Annotated in this window: 17 protein-coding genes; 8 read left to right on the top strand and 9 right to left on the bottom strand. The window is 65.9% G+C overall.

Annotation, left to right across the window (positions count from 1 at the left end; all coding sequences use genetic code 11):
* Positions 1-77: 77 nt before the first annotated feature.
* Positions 78-917: a DUF4097 domain-containing protein gene (locus tag OD750_RS23870; RefSeq protein ID WP_263545205.1), complete on the bottom strand. Its 840-nt coding sequence runs from the start codon at positions 915-917 to the stop codon at positions 78-80.
* 138 nt (positions 918-1,055) lie between these two features.
* Here OD750_RS23870 and OD750_RS23865 point away from each other — a divergent pair, with 138 nt between their 5' ends.
* Positions 1,056-1,718: a spermidine synthase gene (locus OD750_RS23865; protein WP_263545204.1), complete on the top strand. Its 663-nt coding sequence runs from the start codon at positions 1,056-1,058 to the stop codon at positions 1,716-1,718.
* Positions 1,719-1,828: 110 nt separating this feature from the next.
* Here the strand turns inward: OD750_RS23865 and OD750_RS23860 are convergent, their stop codons facing one another.
* A complete protein-coding gene (locus tag OD750_RS23860) occupies positions 1,829-2,296 on the bottom strand; it encodes a GNAT family N-acetyltransferase (RefSeq protein ID WP_263545203.1) in 468 nt (155 codons plus the stop codon).
* Positions 2,297-2,728: 432 nt separating this feature from the next.
* Between OD750_RS23860 and OD750_RS23855 the strand changes: the two genes are divergently transcribed.
* The 5 genes from OD750_RS23855 to OD750_RS23835 all read left to right on the top strand — a co-directional run bounded on the left by OD750_RS23855 (position 2,729) and on the right by OD750_RS23835 (position 5,595).
* Complete coding sequence (locus OD750_RS23855; protein ID WP_263545202.1) at positions 2,729-3,697, top strand: hypothetical protein; 969 nt, start codon at positions 2,729-2,731, stop codon at positions 3,695-3,697.
* Positions 3,694-4,290 carry a GTP-binding protein gene (locus OD750_RS23850; RefSeq protein WP_263545201.1) on the top strand — a complete coding sequence of 199 codons (597 nt, stop codon included), beginning with the start codon at positions 3,694-3,696 and terminating at the stop codon, positions 4,288-4,290. The genes OD750_RS23855 and OD750_RS23850 overlap by 4 nt, the downstream gene beginning before the upstream one ends.
* A complete protein-coding gene (locus tag OD750_RS23845) occupies positions 4,287-4,733 on the top strand; it encodes a roadblock/LC7 domain-containing protein (RefSeq protein ID WP_263545200.1) in 447 nt (148 codons plus the stop codon). The genes OD750_RS23850 and OD750_RS23845 overlap by 4 nt, the downstream gene beginning before the upstream one ends.
* A 47-nt stretch (positions 4,734-4,780) precedes the next feature.
* Positions 4,781-5,140, top strand: a complete 360-nt coding sequence (locus OD750_RS23840) for a roadblock/LC7 domain-containing protein (RefSeq protein WP_263545199.1) — start codon at positions 4,781-4,783, stop codon at positions 5,138-5,140.
* A gap of 188 nt (positions 5,141-5,328) precedes the next feature.
* The gene (locus tag OD750_RS23835) at positions 5,329-5,595 is read left to right on the top strand and encodes a DUF2845 domain-containing protein (protein WP_263545198.1); all 267 of its coding nucleotides are present in this window, start codon (positions 5,329-5,331) and stop codon (positions 5,593-5,595) included.
* A gap of 21 nt (positions 5,596-5,616) precedes the next feature.
* Here the strand turns inward: OD750_RS23835 and OD750_RS23830 are convergent, their stop codons facing one another.
* The 7 genes from OD750_RS23830 to OD750_RS23800 all read right to left on the bottom strand — a co-directional run bounded on the left by OD750_RS23830 (position 5,617) and on the right by OD750_RS23800 (position 11,331).
* Positions 5,617-5,898: an FmdB family zinc ribbon protein gene (locus OD750_RS23830; RefSeq protein WP_263545197.1), complete on the bottom strand. Its 282-nt coding sequence runs from the start codon at positions 5,896-5,898 to the stop codon at positions 5,617-5,619.
* 31 nt (positions 5,899-5,929) lie between these two features.
* The gene (gene rnt, locus OD750_RS23825; protein WP_263545196.1) at positions 5,930-6,583 is read right to left on the bottom strand and encodes a ribonuclease T; all 654 of its coding nucleotides are present in this window, start codon (positions 6,581-6,583) and stop codon (positions 5,930-5,932) included.
* A 128-nt stretch (positions 6,584-6,711) separates the two neighbouring features.
* Positions 6,712-7,377, bottom strand: a complete 666-nt coding sequence (locus OD750_RS23820) for an HvfX family Cu-binding RiPP maturation protein (protein WP_263545195.1) — start codon at positions 7,375-7,377, stop codon at positions 6,712-6,714.
* Between the two features lie 175 nt (positions 7,378-7,552).
* Positions 7,553-8,329: an HvfC family RiPP maturation protein gene (locus OD750_RS23815; protein ID WP_263545194.1), complete on the bottom strand. Its 777-nt coding sequence runs from the start codon at positions 8,327-8,329 to the stop codon at positions 7,553-7,555.
* Positions 8,313-9,170, bottom strand: a complete 858-nt coding sequence (locus OD750_RS23810; protein WP_263545193.1) for an HvfB family MNIO-type RiPP peptide maturase — start codon at positions 9,168-9,170, stop codon at positions 8,313-8,315. The genes OD750_RS23815 and OD750_RS23810 overlap by 17 nt, the downstream gene beginning before the upstream one ends.
* Before the next feature lie 10 nt (positions 9,171-9,180).
* Positions 9,181-9,651, bottom strand: a complete 471-nt coding sequence (locus OD750_RS23805; RefSeq protein ID WP_263545192.1) for an HvfA family oxazolone/thioamide-modified RiPP metallophore — start codon at positions 9,649-9,651, stop codon at positions 9,181-9,183.
* Between the two features lie 549 nt (positions 9,652-10,200).
* Entirely contained in the window at positions 10,201-11,331 is a 1,131-nt protein-coding gene (locus OD750_RS23800) for an OprO/OprP family phosphate-selective porin (protein ID WP_263545191.1), read from the bottom strand.
* Positions 11,332-11,700: 369 nt separating this feature from the next.
* On the opposite strand from OD750_RS23800, the gene OD750_RS23795 reads away from it, so the two are divergent.
* Both OD750_RS23795 and OD750_RS23790 read left to right on the top strand, forming a co-directional pair.
* Positions 11,701-12,153, top strand: coding sequence for a hypothetical protein (locus tag OD750_RS23795; protein ID WP_263545190.1), 453 nt, complete (start codon positions 11,701-11,703; stop codon positions 12,151-12,153).
* A 375-nt stretch (positions 12,154-12,528) separates the two neighbouring features.
* Positions 12,529-12,783, top strand: a complete 255-nt coding sequence (locus OD750_RS23790) for a hypothetical protein (protein ID WP_263545189.1) — start codon at positions 12,529-12,531, stop codon at positions 12,781-12,783.
* The last annotated feature ends 434 nt before the right edge of the window (positions 12,784-13,217 follow it).

Below are 13,217 nucleotides of genomic sequence, written 5' to 3'. Positions count from 1 at the left end.
GGCAGCAAGATTAACGCTGCGGGGGTTATTACTCGGTTAACGAAGCGTGTTGGGATCGTTCACGCGCGTATTCGACGTTAGTCGCGCTCCGGCAGGCTCACCCGGCCGCCGACGTCGTTGTGCGAGATGCCGTTCTTGCCGCCGGACTTGTGCTTCACCGTGAAATCGCCCTTTACGCCGTCGGCGTAGATGCCGCCGCTCGAGTCGGAGCCGACGTCGGCGTTGCCGCCGATGCGGGAAAAGCGGATGTCGCCGGAGCTGTCGTGGCCGACGCGCGCGTTGCCGTCGACGTTTTCGATGACGATGTCGCCGGAGCTGTCGTCCTCGATGTCGACGTTGCGGCGCACGCCGTCGATCTCGATGTCGCCGGAGCTGTCGTTGACGATCGTGACGTTGCCGCCGATGCGGTCGAGGTTGATGTCGCCCGAGCTGTCGGTGAGGCGCAGGTCGCCGAGCGCGTTGCGGATGCGGATGTCGCCGGAGCTGTCGGTCAGTTCGATCGCCCCGACGTCGGCGATTTCGATGTCGCCGGACGAATCGGTGAGTTCGAGGTTGAACGATTCGGGCACGCGCACCTCGAGATCGATATACGCGTAGGTCGAACCGAACAGCTTGAAGCCGCTCTGCGATTCGGGCGAGGTCGTCTCGACGCTCAGCGTCGAGCCGTTGCGGTTGTGCCGAAGCTGCAGCTGTTCGAGCGATTCGGCGGAGCTCGCGCAGGCGTTGCCGCGCAGTTCGACCTGTTTGAGGCCGGCGACGCCGCTGATGCGCAGGTCGCCGGCGCGCGTCTGCAGGCGCAGCAGGTTCAGGCTTTCGACCGGCAGGTCGAGATTGCGCTGCGCGTGGAATTCGCAGTCGTCGGCAAGCGCGGCGCCGGCGCCTGCGGCGAGGAGGACGGCCAGGAGGATTCGGGTCATGTCGGGCTCGCTGTGGTCGTGGACAAGGGTATGGATACGCTGACAGGGGATTCGGATGCACCGACCGCGCGCAGGGTTTAACGCCCGCCGGTATCATCGCGGCCCGCCTCGCCCGTACCGCCGCCGATGACCCAGCGCATGACCCTGATCGACACCGCCCCGATTCCCGGCGGCGGCGAGCTGCGGCTGTTCCAGGAGGGCGCGCACTACTCGATCAAGATCGCCGGCACCGGCGATCTCATGTCCACGCGCATGCACGGTTCGGAAGACGCGCTCGCCGATCTCGCCTGCCGGCGCATCGCCGCTCGCGCGCAGCCTTGCGTGCTGATCGGCGGCCTCGGACTCGGCTTTACGCTCGCAGCCGCCCTGAAGCACCTCGCTCCCGACGCGCGCGTCGTCGTCGCCGAACTGGTCGCCGGCGTCGTCGAATGGAATCGCGGGCCGCTCGGCGCGCACGCGGGCCATCCGCTGGGCGATCCGCGCGTCGACGTGCGGGTCGCCGACGTCGCGAGCGTGCTTCGCGCGGCGACGCAGCAGTACGACGCGGTGATGCTCGACGTCGACAACGGTCCGGACGGCCTGACGCATGCGAGCAACGCCTGGATCTACGGCGCCGGCGGTCTCAACGCGCTGTACGCGGCGCTGAAGCCCGGCGGTGTCGCGACGGTGTGGTCGGCCGGGCCCGACCGGCGCTTCACGGAACGGCTGCGCAAGAGCGGCTTCGCGGTCGAGGAGGTCACGGTGCGGGCGCACGGCAACAAGGGCGCGCGGCATCTCGTGTGGGTGGCCTCGCGGCGCTAGCGCACCGCTCGAAAGCCGATCGCGCAAGCGATGGATTTTCGGAGGGAGCACAAGCTTGGCTTGCGCCGCTCGATCGAGAAACGGGCAGGAGCCCGTTTCTCGACGATCCGCTACTTTTCCGTCAGATCCTTGCCGAGCCGCACCGCGTCTTCCTGGCCGCGGTAGTAGCCGCGCAGTACGGTCAGTTCGCGGTAGCCCCGGCTGCGGTAGAACTCGCGCGCGGCGACGTTGCCGGCGCGCGCTTCGAGAAACACGAGTTCGATGCCGGCGGTGACGGCCGATGCTTCGAGCCAGGCCAGCAGCGCCGCGCCGATGCCGCGGCGGCGTTGGGCCGGCGCGACGCCGAACAGCAGCAGGTGCGCGTCGGTGACGCCGTACTTCATGATGCCGAAGCCGGCCGGCGCGCCGTCGACGTCGCGTGCGACGGCGACGTTCGTCGCGCGATCGCGCACGCAGCGCTGCACCGCCCCCGGACCCCAGCGCCAACCGAGGCCCTGCTCGATGAATTCGCGCGACATCGCCGCGATGCGCGGTATGTCGCGTGCCTGGGCCAGTTCGATCGTGTAGGTGCGATGCATCGTGGTCGCGATATCGGGTGCGCTGGGGCAAGGTCAAGGCAGGTGCGCCCGTCTGCGGTCCTGCCAAAACGTTTCAAACGCCCTTAGCGACTGAATGCCTGTCGGCGCAATGGACGATGGTCTCGATGTTCGTTCTGCAACCCACAAGAATTGTTTCGCGAGTGCGCATTGTCTCCGGGGTGGACAAAGAAGGCGTTAAATCTTCTCAGTTGTTTACAAGTGTGCGTGAGCCGTTTCGCGTTTCATCCGCAACAATGCTTGTGTCCTGTGCCGCATGGATCGGCCGGATTTCCGCGTGAAGCGCTCCCCGCCGGTACGCGCTTCGCATCGCCGCAGGTTTTCATCTCGATCGGGTCCGGGCGCCGCTGGGTGCCTGTCATCCGTGCGGGTGAAACCACGTATCCGGGGTTGTCGCTCGCAATGGTTCGAACCATGACCAACACGCAAAGCGCAGTGCCGTTCTCGATTGCCGTCGATCTTCCGGCGTATCGCAAGTCGCTCGTCGAGCGGATGCTGCAGGGCTTGCAGCCGCACGCATCCGGCCTGTCGTGGACGTTCACCGACGCGGCAAGCGCCGATGTCGTGCTGCGTGCGGCCGACGCGCACGATATCTCGCCGAACCTGGTCGCCGACGTCCGGCGTCAGGACGGCCGCGTGGACGCGGTGCGCATCGACACGCCGTGGCGCGCCGGTGCGCTGCTCGATGCCATGCGGCAGATCGCGCTCTGGCTGCGACCCGAGCCGGTCGAGAGACGGGCGCTCGACGTGCTCGCCTGGCAGTGGCTCGCGCGCTGGTGCGAACTCGCCGCGTCGGACGCCCGGACGATCGAGTGGCGCGTCGGCCACCGCACGATCGCGCTCGCCGATCCGCGTGCGAGCACATGGACGCACTACGGCACGGTCGACGCCGATCCCGAAACGCTGCTCGCCGAGATGGCGCGAGAAGGTTTTGCGCTCGTCGCGTCCAGCGCCACGATTCCGGCGACGGCGCGCCAGGTTCCCCTGAAACCGCTGCTGTGGCAGTTCGGCGTGCGCGCCGGCGGCCGCGGCCCGCTGCCGGCGCTCGCGTCTCTCCGTGTGCTCAAGCTCAAGGGCTGGCCGTATCTGGCGGCCGGCGGACCGCGCGCGTTCGCCGAACTCATCGCGCAGACGCGCGCCGGCACGCACGACGCGGCATCGCTGTGCGCGCTGGCGATCGCGCCGCCCGCGCTCGTGTACGGCTTTCTCAATGCGTGCCGCGTCTGCGACTTCTTTCACGACGAATTGGTGGCCGTGGCGTTGCCGGCCCAGGTTGCCGCGGTACCCGCCGGCGCCGTGCGGCTCGGCGCGATGGTCGCGCACAGCAAGGAACGCCAGGCGATCTCGTCGATCCGCCGCGTGCTGCAGGCCGACCGCTCATGAGCGACGTGAAGCTGTTGTTCGCGGGGCCCATGGGCGCGGGCAAGACGACGGCGATCCGCGCGATCAGCGAGATCGACCCGATCAGCACCGAAGTGGAGAACACCGACTTCGCCGAGTCGAGCAAGGCCGAAACGACGGTCGCGATGGACTACGGCGAGATCACGCTCGACACGGGCGACATGCTGCGGCTGTACGGCTCGCCCGGGCAGAAGCGCTTCGAATTCATGTGGCCGCTGCTCGCGCAGGGCGCGCTCGGCGTCGTCGTGCTGATCGACAACTCCCGGCCCGCGCCGCTGGCCGATCTCGACGAGTACCTGTCGGCGTTCGCGCCGCAGATCGGCGCGGGACGCCTCGTCGTCGCGGTCGGCCGCCTCGACACCCATCCGAGTCCGACGCTCGACGATTACGTCGAGGCCGTCGCCCGTCACGGCAGCTTCCTGCCGGTCATCGGCGCCGACGTGCGCCGGCGCGACGATGTCGTCGGCATCCTCGAAGTGCTGTTCGAGCAGATCGAAACGCTGGCGGCCGACGATTCCCAAGCCGACGCGCCCGACGCCTGGCTCGACTACGTACAGACAGCGAGAGCCCGATGAGCCAGATTTCGCGCAACCTGCCCGCAACGCTCAAAACGGCCATCGACGACGCCGTGCGCGACCTGCACGGCCGCATTCCCGCCGCGATCGGCTGCGTCATCGCGACGGTCGACGGGCGGCTCGTGTCGCACGTCGTCGACAACGACGCCGATCCGCAGCGCATCGCCGCGATGATCGGTTCGATGGTCGCGCTCGGCGAAACGATCGGGCGCGAGGTGCGCATCGATCGTTCGCAGTACGTCGTCGTCAACGCGCTGAACGGCACGTTCTTCGCGCAGCGCGTGCCGAGCAGGAAGGAGCTTTTCGTCGTTTCCACATTGGCAAGGCCGAGCACGAACCTCGGCATCATCCTGCACGAGACGCGCACGACGGCCGCCACGATCGGCCGCGCGGTCGACGCGTGGATCGAACAACACCAGGCGTCGCAGACCGCGCAGGCCTGAACACCGTCGCCCGCCGGTTGCGGGCAGCTCAGACAGCGGGAAACATCATGGCCAAGCTCGACCTCAGTGCTCTCTCCTCGATCGACGGATTCGTCGGCGCCGCGCTCGTCGATTCCGACAGCGGCATGGCGCTCGCCAAGCTCGGCGGCGGCAACGTCGATCTCGATCTCGCCGCGAGCGGCAACGCCGAAGTCGTCAAGGCCAAGCGCCGCGTGGCCTCGTCGCTCAAGCTCGACGATTCGATCGAGGACATCCTCATCAGTCTGAGCCGCCAGTACCACCTGATCCGCCCGCTCGAGCGCAATGCGGCGCTGTTTCTGTACGTCGTGCTCGACCGCGCCAAGTCGAACCTCGCGCTGTCGCGCCACGAGCTCAAGAGCTTCGAGCAGCAGCTGGAATTCGCGTAGGCGGCAATCGTCCGTGCGTGCGGCTACGTACGTTCGGCGAACCTGAAGGAAGGCTGGCCGGGCACGGCCCGCGGATTGAAGCGGGCCGTGTTTTATTCAACGCAACCTTTATGATCGCGCCGACCGGACGCGACTTCGTACAGGCCGGCGGCGCCGGCCCGGGGCGCGTCCGCCTTCGGAGCCGCTCCATGAAACGTCTCGTTCTCGCCGCCGCCGCCCTCGTCGCACTCGACGCGCATGCCGGCGACACCGTCCGCATCGGGTCGAAGGTGATCAGCGTCGGCGACGGCGTCGGCAAGGTCGTGCAGATCGCCGGCAATCCCGACCGTACCGAACCGGTCGAGAACAAGTACGGCGCGAAACAGGCCGAGCGCTACGAGTATTTCCGCGACAACAAGACGATTCAGATCACGATCGAGCAGGGCAAGGTCGTGGCGATCCAGGAAATCCGCTGACGCGTCCGCGCGGCTGGCCTGTCAGTCGCCGCTGATGTACTTCGGGCCCTTGCCGGCCGTTTTTTCGTAGACGCCGCCGCCGGCGCGGCGGTATTGCGTGAAGCCGTGCTTGCCTGCGTGCTTTTCGGTCGTCAGGTGCGCACCGCCGATCGCGACGCTGGGCGCCGACAGCTTGCGGTGGACCTGCCCGCCGCAGCGCGGACACTGCGTCAGCGGCGCGTCGGCGAGTTTCTGCAGCGCGTCGAAACCGGTCGCGCAGTGCGCGCATCCGTCGGTGTCGGCGATGTATTCGTAGATCGGCATGGCGTCGAACTGTAGGCGGCCGTGCGCGCGTTCAAGCCGCGGCCGACGCGTTGGCACGCCAGGCGTCTTCCATCGCCTTCCAGCGGTTGACGATCGCGCAGAACAGCCGGGCCGTCTGCTCGCTGTCGTAGACGGCCGAATGCGCCTCGTTGCTGTTCCACTCGAAACCGGCCGCGGATACGGCTTTCGACAGCACCGTCTGGCCGTACGCGAGGCCGCCGAGCGTCGCGGTGTCGAAACAGCTGAACAAGTGGAAAGGGCTGCGCTTGTGGCCGGTGCGACGAATCGCGGCGTTGAGGAAGTTGAGGTCGAACGACGCGTTGTGGCCGACCAGGATCGCGCGCTGGCAGTCGTTCGCGCGCATCGCGCGGCGGACCGGCTTGAACACGTGGTCGAGGGCTTCTTTCTCGTCGAGCGCCGCGCGAAACGGGTGGGTCGGATCGATGCCCGTGATTTCCAGCGCACGCGGATCGATGTTGGCGCCCGGAAACGGCACGACGTGCGAAGACACGGCGGGTTCCGGATGCACCCAGCCGTCGGCGTCCATGCGGATGACAACGGCGGAGATTTCCAGCAGCGCGTCGCGTTCGCAGTCGAAACCGCCGGTTTCGACATCGACGACGACCGGCAGGAATCCGCGAAAACGGTTCGCCAGCTGGATGGCGACGGGCAGGGGCTCTGACATGGGCGGGAAGGATACCGGATGCGCCGCCCCGGCCAAAGCGCGGCGGCGACCCGTGGGTAGCGTGCGGTTCATACGCGACGCGTTTTTAACCGATTCGCAACGAATGCGCCGCGATCGCTGCGCATTCGTCAATGGCGCAGGTAGCGGCCGATCAGCGCGAGTACGGCCGCGAGCGCGAGGAGCGCGGCGCCGGACAGCGGCGTGAGCATCAGGAACGGCAGGCCGACGACCGCGGCGGCGATCGCCCAGGTGTAGAAATCGTTGGTGGCCGCCGGATAGGTCGTGGCGCCGACGAGGCGCGCAATGACGTAGTCGACGCTCAGTTTGCCGGGGCCGTTGAAGATCAGCGGCAGCAGCATCACGACGAACAGCAATGGCAGCTTGAAGTTGCCGTGGCCGGCGTCGGTGATCGCATAGCCTTTCAGAAGATCGCTCCACATCGTCCACATGTCGGGCCAGTGCACGGCGGCGGTCGCGACGAAGGTCAGGAACAGCAGCGAGAACGCGAAGAAGCGCGTTCCGAAGCCGAGCCACAGCGCGAGGCCGCCGGCGATCTCGAACCAGGTCGCGACGCTCCACGACAGGTCGGCCGGAATGACGTTGAACGGCCACGGAAACTTGGCCTGGATATCGGCGAACCAGTTTTCGCCGTGCAGCTTTTCCAGGCCCGATTCCCAGAATTCCCAGCCCATGACGAGGCGCAGGACGAAACGCGGCAGCACTTCGCCGGCGCCGCGCAGGCGCGCGTTCAAGCCTTCCCAGGCGTTCAGGACGCCGGTTGCGAGGGTACTCATCGGTTGTTCTCTTGTGGTGTTGTGGAAGAGGTTGCAACCCTCTCCGCCAGGCTCGCTTGGGGGAGAGGGCAGGGCGAGGGGTTACGTCGCCGTCTTCCTCGTCGTCGACGAAGTGCGACGCGTCGCCCCCTCACCCCGGCCCTCTCCCCCGACAGCCGTCGGGGGAGAGGGAGAATTACGCGGCCGTCGTACCCAGAATCGCGTCACGACGCCTCAGTTCGCGCAGCATTGCAATGCCGCCGTCCCGCAGCTTTTCGACGTGATCGGGCGCGACTTCCGCCAGCAGTGCATCGAGCACTTCAAGACCGGTGCTCCGCGTGTTTTCTTGCAGACGCTCGATCAGCATCGCGGTGATCGCGTTGATTTCCATGAACCCGACCTCGTCGGCGCGATCGCGCACGAGCAGGAGCAGCGTCGGCTCGTCCGGCGCGGCGTCGGGCTGATAGTCGGGACGGATCCGATGCACCGGGTAGCGATAGCCGAGCGGCCACGCGAGCGGCGAAACCACCGGCACGCCGGCGACCGGGTCGCCGTCGGGATCGTGTGCGGCATCGGCGATTTCATGCTCGTCGAGCGACAGCGCGAGTTCGGCCCACTCGTAGTGGGCCAGTTCCAGCAGAAACGGCGGATCGCCGCGGTCTTCGCCCTGCCGCCGTTCGAGATAGCGCAGAAATTCGCGCGCGAATTCCGGAAACAGCGGCGTCTGTGCGCGGTGTTCGCGCAGAAAGTCGCGCGCCAGGGCATACCACGCGTCATCGCCGCGCAGCGAACGGATGACCGGAAAATTCGCACTGAGCAAACCTTCCACATTGTTGAAGAACAGCTCGCGGTACACGGCCATGCGTTCGGGCGCGACGCCGTCGGGCAGGTCGGCCGACTCCGGCGCGCGGATGCACGCCGCGAAATGCCGCTGCAGATCCTGGGTGCGCGACGGTTCAGCCGGCGGCGACATGGCGTGCCCGCGCGGGTTGTTCGTGCCGCGCCTGCGCGGCGCGGATGCGATCGAGCTCGCCGACGAGTTCGGCGAGCGGCGGAAAATTGAAGTCGCGTTCGAGCAGCGTCGGACGTACCCCGAACCGCGCATAGGCGTGTTCGAGCAGCGACCAGACCGGATCGATCACGGGCGCGCCGTGCGTATCGACCTTCAGATCTGGCGCTTCGTCGTAGTGCCCGGCGACGTGGTAGTACGCGATGCGTTCGCCCGGCATCGCCGCGAGAAACGCGTCCGGGTCGTAGCCGTGGTTGATGCTGTTGACGTAGACGTTGTTGACGTCGAGCAGGAGGTCGCAGTCGGCGGCGTCGAGTACGGCGCGGACGAACGTCGCCTCGTCGAGCTCGCGGCCCGGCGCGGCGTAGTACGACACGTTTTCGATCGCGATGCGGCGCCCGAGCACGTCCTGCGCGCGGCGAACGCGCGCGGCGACGTAGTCGACCGCTTCTGCCGTGAACGGTATCGGCATCAGATCGTACAGATGGCCGTCGTCGGAGCAGTACGACAGGTGCTCGCTGTAGAGCGCGATGCCGTGCGCGTCGATCAGGCGGCGGATTTTGACGAGCAGCGTTTCGTCGAGCGGTTCGGGACCGCCGAGCGACAGCGACAGCCCGTGGCAGACGAACGCGTGGCGTTCGGTAAAGGCGCGCAGTTCGCGCCCGAGCGCGCCGCCGACGTTGATCCAGTTTTCCGGCGCGATTTCGAAGAAGTCGATCGCAGCGTCGGGCGCATCCCGCAGCGAGCCCATCAGGGCTCGCCGCAGGCCGAGGCCCGCGCCGTGAAACGCGGTACGCGGGCTCATCGCGGACTCCTTACATGCTGCCGCCGCACTTGCCTTCGCCGCACTTGCCTTCACCGGCCTTCTTCTTGGCGCCGGCGGCGGCTTCGGTTGCCTTCTTGTCGCCCTTGTCGCCGCCGCAGGAACCTTCGGCCGACTTCTTGGCGCCGCCGCACTTGCCTTCGCCGCACTTGCCTTCGTGCGCCTTCATGTGGGCGGCGAACTCGGCTTCGCTGATCGAGCCGTTCTTGTCGGTGTCGATGGCGTCGAACTTCTTGCCGCCGGCTGCGTCGAACTCGGCCTTCGACACCGAGCCGTCCTTGTTCGTATCCATCTTGGCGACGCCGCACTTGCCTTCGCCGCACTTGCCCTCGCCGAAGCCGGTGGTCATGTAGCCGCCGGCGAGCTGGTTGAGCTGGAACGCGGTGTCGGCGTGCGCGAGCGACGCGACGGACAGGCTGCCGATGAAGGCGAGGGTCAGCGGTTTCGCGATCTTCGTGGACATTGCAAGTTCTCCGTGGTGGGCGAGCGCGAGCTCGCAGGGGTATCGGCTGCGGTTGCAGCTGCACCGCCTCGCGCGTGGGAGAACCTGCCTTGAGGTCTGCCCTCCGTCCGCGCGGGACGATAACGTTATGCCTTACGTATTGCGGCTCACAAGCGGATGCGATGCTGCAGTGCAAGGCGCCGGATCGTGAGTGGCAATCAACGGGCGACGCGGTTGTCGTCCGTCGCGCATTCAAGACCCGGGCTGATCGCAAAAGCTTTCATACGCGCCGCACCGTTAAGAAGTCGTTCGTGGAAAAAGGCGCATCTTGCCATTGTTCCGGCGCGGTGCGGGCGGATGCGCAATCTTCGCTTGGCCGATCAATCGCTTGCGTGCGCGACGATCCGCGTGAATCGTCGCCGACCCGCGACGTCCGGCGCGACGGATGGTCGCAAAAGCAAAGGGCGCGGATTGCTCCGCGCCCCTTGTCGGCAGTTTTCGCAAACTCGTGCCGATGAGACGTGCACGCGTTGCGACGAGGCGCCGGCCGTGCGGCGCCCTAGATGACGGTCAGAAGTAGACCTGCGCGCGCACTTCGGTGATGTTCGGATCGACCGAGAGATTGCCGCGCTCGCTGGTCGCGCGAATGTAGTTCGCCTGCAGCTTCAGGTGCGTGCCGAGGTACCAGTTCGCGCCGAACGTCCAGTCGTGCTGCTTGCCGCCCTTGACCAGGCCGTCGTTGAGGTCGAGCTGCGAATAGCGCAGCGCGAGTTCGACGGCGCCCCACGGATTGGCCGGCTTGACGTTGCCGAACGCGCCGCTCTTGTACGCGCGCGACTCCCCGGTGACGACCCAGCTGCCGTACACGTAGTAGCCGTCGCCGACGTAGTCCGGACGGTTGTCGCGGTTCGCGCTGATCTGCAGCCATTCGCCGACGACCGAGAACGGACCTTCGGCCCACGCGCCTTCGACGCCGAAGCGGTTGATGCGGTCGGTGCCGGCGAGATTGCCGGTGTCGACGAAGCGCAGCGCCGTGAGGTTGGCCTCGGGGCGCGCGCGGAAGCGGGCGACCTCGTCGTCGCGCTCTTCGACCGAGCCTGCGAGGCCCAGGTGCACGACGCTCTTGTCGGTCTTGACCGGATTCCACACGACGTGGCCGGCCCAGGTGTTGCCGTCGTTGTCGCCGTTCAAGTCGCCGCCGGAGTAGTAGCCGGCCTGCAGGATCACGCCCGGCACTTTTTCGTAGGTCCAGTCGAGGCCGATGCGGCGGCCCTGGTTGACCGCCTGCACCGGCAGCGGGCGTTCCAGGAACGTCGTGGCGCCCGAGCCGACGGTGCCTTCGTCGTAGCCGACCCAGGTCTTGGACTGGCCGATGCGGAAGTCGCCGGCGTTCTTCGTGAAGATGCGGAAGAACGCGTCGACCCACAGGCGGCTCTGGAAATCGTAGCCGGCGGTCAGTTCCCACACGCCGTTCTTCTTCGCGTAGAGATAGGTCTCCTTGCGGCGCCACGTCTGGATGTTCGGATTCGACACCTCGTCGCTGAACGCGTTGAGGTCGTACTGGAAATTGCCCTTAACGCCGAATTCGACGCCGTCGTCGGTCTTGAACTTCGTCGGCCAGTCGTTGAGCCAGTCGTAGGCCTGGGCCGGGCCGGCGAGGGCGAGCGCAAGGGCGCCCGCGAGTACGGGTTTCGTGAACATGGTTTTGCCTTGTTATGGGAACTGGAGCGGATCTGCCGCGACTAACGCAATTTTAATGCCGCGGCGGCGATGGGGCAAAGCACGAATCGCGCCATGTTGTGTTTCGACACGATCTTTCACCCGACCTCCCGTTGGTCCGGCGCGCGTTCGGGCGTACGGCTGCATTGCAACATCGCGTCCGGGATGCGTCGAATGGTGCTCGGTTGAAAGCTTATGCCGGTTTGGGGGAGCCGCACGTCGTGCTGCCCCGCATCCCGGCGCCGGGGATCCCGGGCACTTCTTTTCGAACGAGCTGTCGATTGTCGGGCGGTATTGCCGGGCGGTATCCCCGCGCCGGAACTCTCGCCGAACCCGATCGGAATCGACGTCATGAATGAAGCCGACTACGCGGCGTTGGGCGAGCATCTGCACGAGGTGCGGCCGATTTTTGACGCGTACTGCCAGCGTTACGGCTTTCGCCCCGTCGATCCGATGACGCTAGGACGCTATCCGAGAATTCGCATCGAGCGGCCGGGCCCGGTCAAGATCTGGTTCGACCTGTGGATGGAACTGGACGGCGACGGCCGCCGCTACGAAACTTTCTGGCGCGGTGCCCCGTACGAACTGTCGACAGGCGCGCACTTCGATGTTTCGGACGGATCGCGTTACGGGGTGCGATTTCAGAAAGCGCTGGCATGCTTCTCGGCCATGCCTTTCGAACGGGTCGGTGCGGTCCTGATGGCGGAAATGGAAACATACCTTGTTGTGGTTCAGCGCTGGGACGAGGCGTATTTGCGGCGCGACGGCATCCAGGTGCAGCTCGGAACGGGCGTGCTGCTTTGACGCCGCCGTGGTGCGGGAAAGTGATCGAGTGAATCCGCTTTGAACGCAAACACGGTCGCCATGGACAAAAAACGCGCTGATCTTCTCAAGAGGCACGTCATCGAGTGGCTGGCGCTGGTTGCCGTCGGGCTCGTCTTCTGTGCTTTCTTCGCATACCGCGCCGAGATATGGACGGGCGTCAAATGCTTGCTTCTGTTTGTGTTCTTAAGTAGTTCGTTCTTTGTATACTGGTATTTTTCAGTATTCAAAAAGTCGTAACGATGCGCGATCGCGTGTCGAGGCGACCCGGCGCGCGGTTGAGTTGTTTGCGCTCCGTATGGTGGGGCGCCTCGCCCGGAACGTCCGCCGGCGTGTCTTTGAAGTCGGAGGGGAGAAATGCTGACGAGATATTGGATCCGATTCCGGGAACCTATACCGATCGATGCGCTGCGGCTCGGCTGCGGCGTCACCGCCCGCTCTGCGGATGATGCGATGAGCCTGTTGCGTGAGAAGGTGTTCCGAGGAGTCGCCTTCACCGTAGCCGATATGGAAGCGGACATCGATGTTTCGAGGATCGAGGACCTGCGCATTCGTCCAAACATGGGCGTCGTCGTATGGAGAGGCATCTGGTTTCCGTTGGGCTACGACTGATCGACCAACCATGAGCCAAATCAACGAAAATCTATTTTGAAACCAACATCACATTGGTCGACGGTACGATCGTACGAAGGACTGGGCCGTTCCATCGCACTCTGATTGAGCTTGCACAAGTCCAGCGTGTGGTTGCGGTGTCACGAGATGCCGTGACTCACGATGAAGTTGTGCTTGTCTTTATTGGCAGCAATGGCGAGGAGTCCTGGGTTTCGGGGTTCGACAAGAATTTTGCCGAACTGGTCGAAGGTCTGAAGTCCACGCTCCCTGGGTTTGGGAGTCTCGACGACCTCTCGAGGGCCCCAGCTTTTTCCGGGGCCAGAAGTGAACTCTGGAAAAGGAACGGCCGCGGCGACGGCGCGCCTTCGTAGCCGCCCTTCGAAACGACGAGATTGTCCATTTGTCGTTTCAGACGGAACAGTCGACCGGACCGG

It is taken from the genome of Tahibacter soli (assembly GCF_025717065.2).
GTDB lineage: Bacteria > Pseudomonadota > Gammaproteobacteria > Xanthomonadales > Rhodanobacteraceae > Tahibacter > Tahibacter soli.
Note: the sequence above shows the minus strand (reverse complement) of the source record. Positions and strands in the feature narration are given on the sequence as shown.

Excerpts from the sequence above, each read along its gene's own strand:
- OD750_RS23835 (WP_263545198.1), top strand. The coding sequence starts at position 5,329 with ATGAAACGTCTCGTTCTCGCCGCCGCCGCCCTCGTCGCACTCGACGCG.
- OD750_RS23845 (WP_263545200.1), top strand. The coding sequence starts at position 4,287 with ATGAGCCAGATTTCGCGCAACCTGCCCGCAACGCTCAAAACGGCCATC.
- OD750_RS23790 (WP_263545189.1), top strand. The coding sequence starts at position 12,529 with ATGCTGACGAGATATTGGATCCGATTCCGGGAACCTATACCGATCGAT.
- OD750_RS23855 (WP_263545202.1), top strand. The coding sequence starts at position 2,729 with ATGACCAACACGCAAAGCGCAGTGCCGTTCTCGATTGCCGTCGATCTT.
- OD750_RS23860 (WP_263545203.1), bottom strand. The coding sequence starts at position 2,296 with ATGCATCGCACCTACACGATCGAACTGGCCCAGGCACGCGACATACCG.
- OD750_RS23815 (WP_263545194.1), bottom strand. The coding sequence starts at position 8,329 with ATGTCGCCGCCGGCTGAACCGTCGCGCACCCAGGATCTGCAGCGGCAT.
- OD750_RS23830 (WP_263545197.1), bottom strand. The coding sequence starts at position 5,898 with ATGCCGATCTACGAATACATCGCCGACACCGACGGATGCGCGCACTGC.
- OD750_RS23820 (WP_263545195.1), bottom strand. The coding sequence starts at position 7,377 with ATGAGTACCCTCGCAACCGGCGTCCTGAACGCCTGGGAAGGCTTGAAC.
- OD750_RS23805 (WP_263545192.1), bottom strand. The coding sequence starts at position 9,651 with ATGTCCACGAAGATCGCGAAACCGCTGACCCTCGCCTTCATCGGCAGC.
- OD750_RS23870 (WP_263545205.1), bottom strand. The coding sequence starts at position 917 with ATGACCCGAATCCTCCTGGCCGTCCTCCTCGCCGCAGGCGCCGGCGCC.
- OD750_RS23810 (WP_263545193.1), bottom strand. The coding sequence starts at position 9,170 with ATGAGCCCGCGTACCGCGTTTCACGGCGCGGGCCTCGGCCTGCGGCGA.
- OD750_RS23800 (WP_263545191.1), bottom strand. The coding sequence starts at position 11,331 with ATGTTCACGAAACCCGTACTCGCGGGCGCCCTTGCGCTCGCCCTCGCC.
- OD750_RS23840 (WP_263545199.1), top strand. The coding sequence starts at position 4,781 with ATGGCCAAGCTCGACCTCAGTGCTCTCTCCTCGATCGACGGATTCGTC.
- OD750_RS23850 (WP_263545201.1), top strand. The coding sequence starts at position 3,694 with ATGAGCGACGTGAAGCTGTTGTTCGCGGGGCCCATGGGCGCGGGCAAG.
- rnt (WP_263545196.1), bottom strand. The coding sequence starts at position 6,583 with ATGTCAGAGCCCCTGCCCGTCGCCATCCAGCTGGCGAACCGTTTTCGC.
- OD750_RS23865 (WP_263545204.1), top strand. The coding sequence starts at position 1,056 with ATGACCCTGATCGACACCGCCCCGATTCCCGGCGGCGGCGAGCTGCGG.
- OD750_RS23795 (WP_263545190.1), top strand. The coding sequence starts at position 11,701 with ATGAATGAAGCCGACTACGCGGCGTTGGGCGAGCATCTGCACGAGGTG.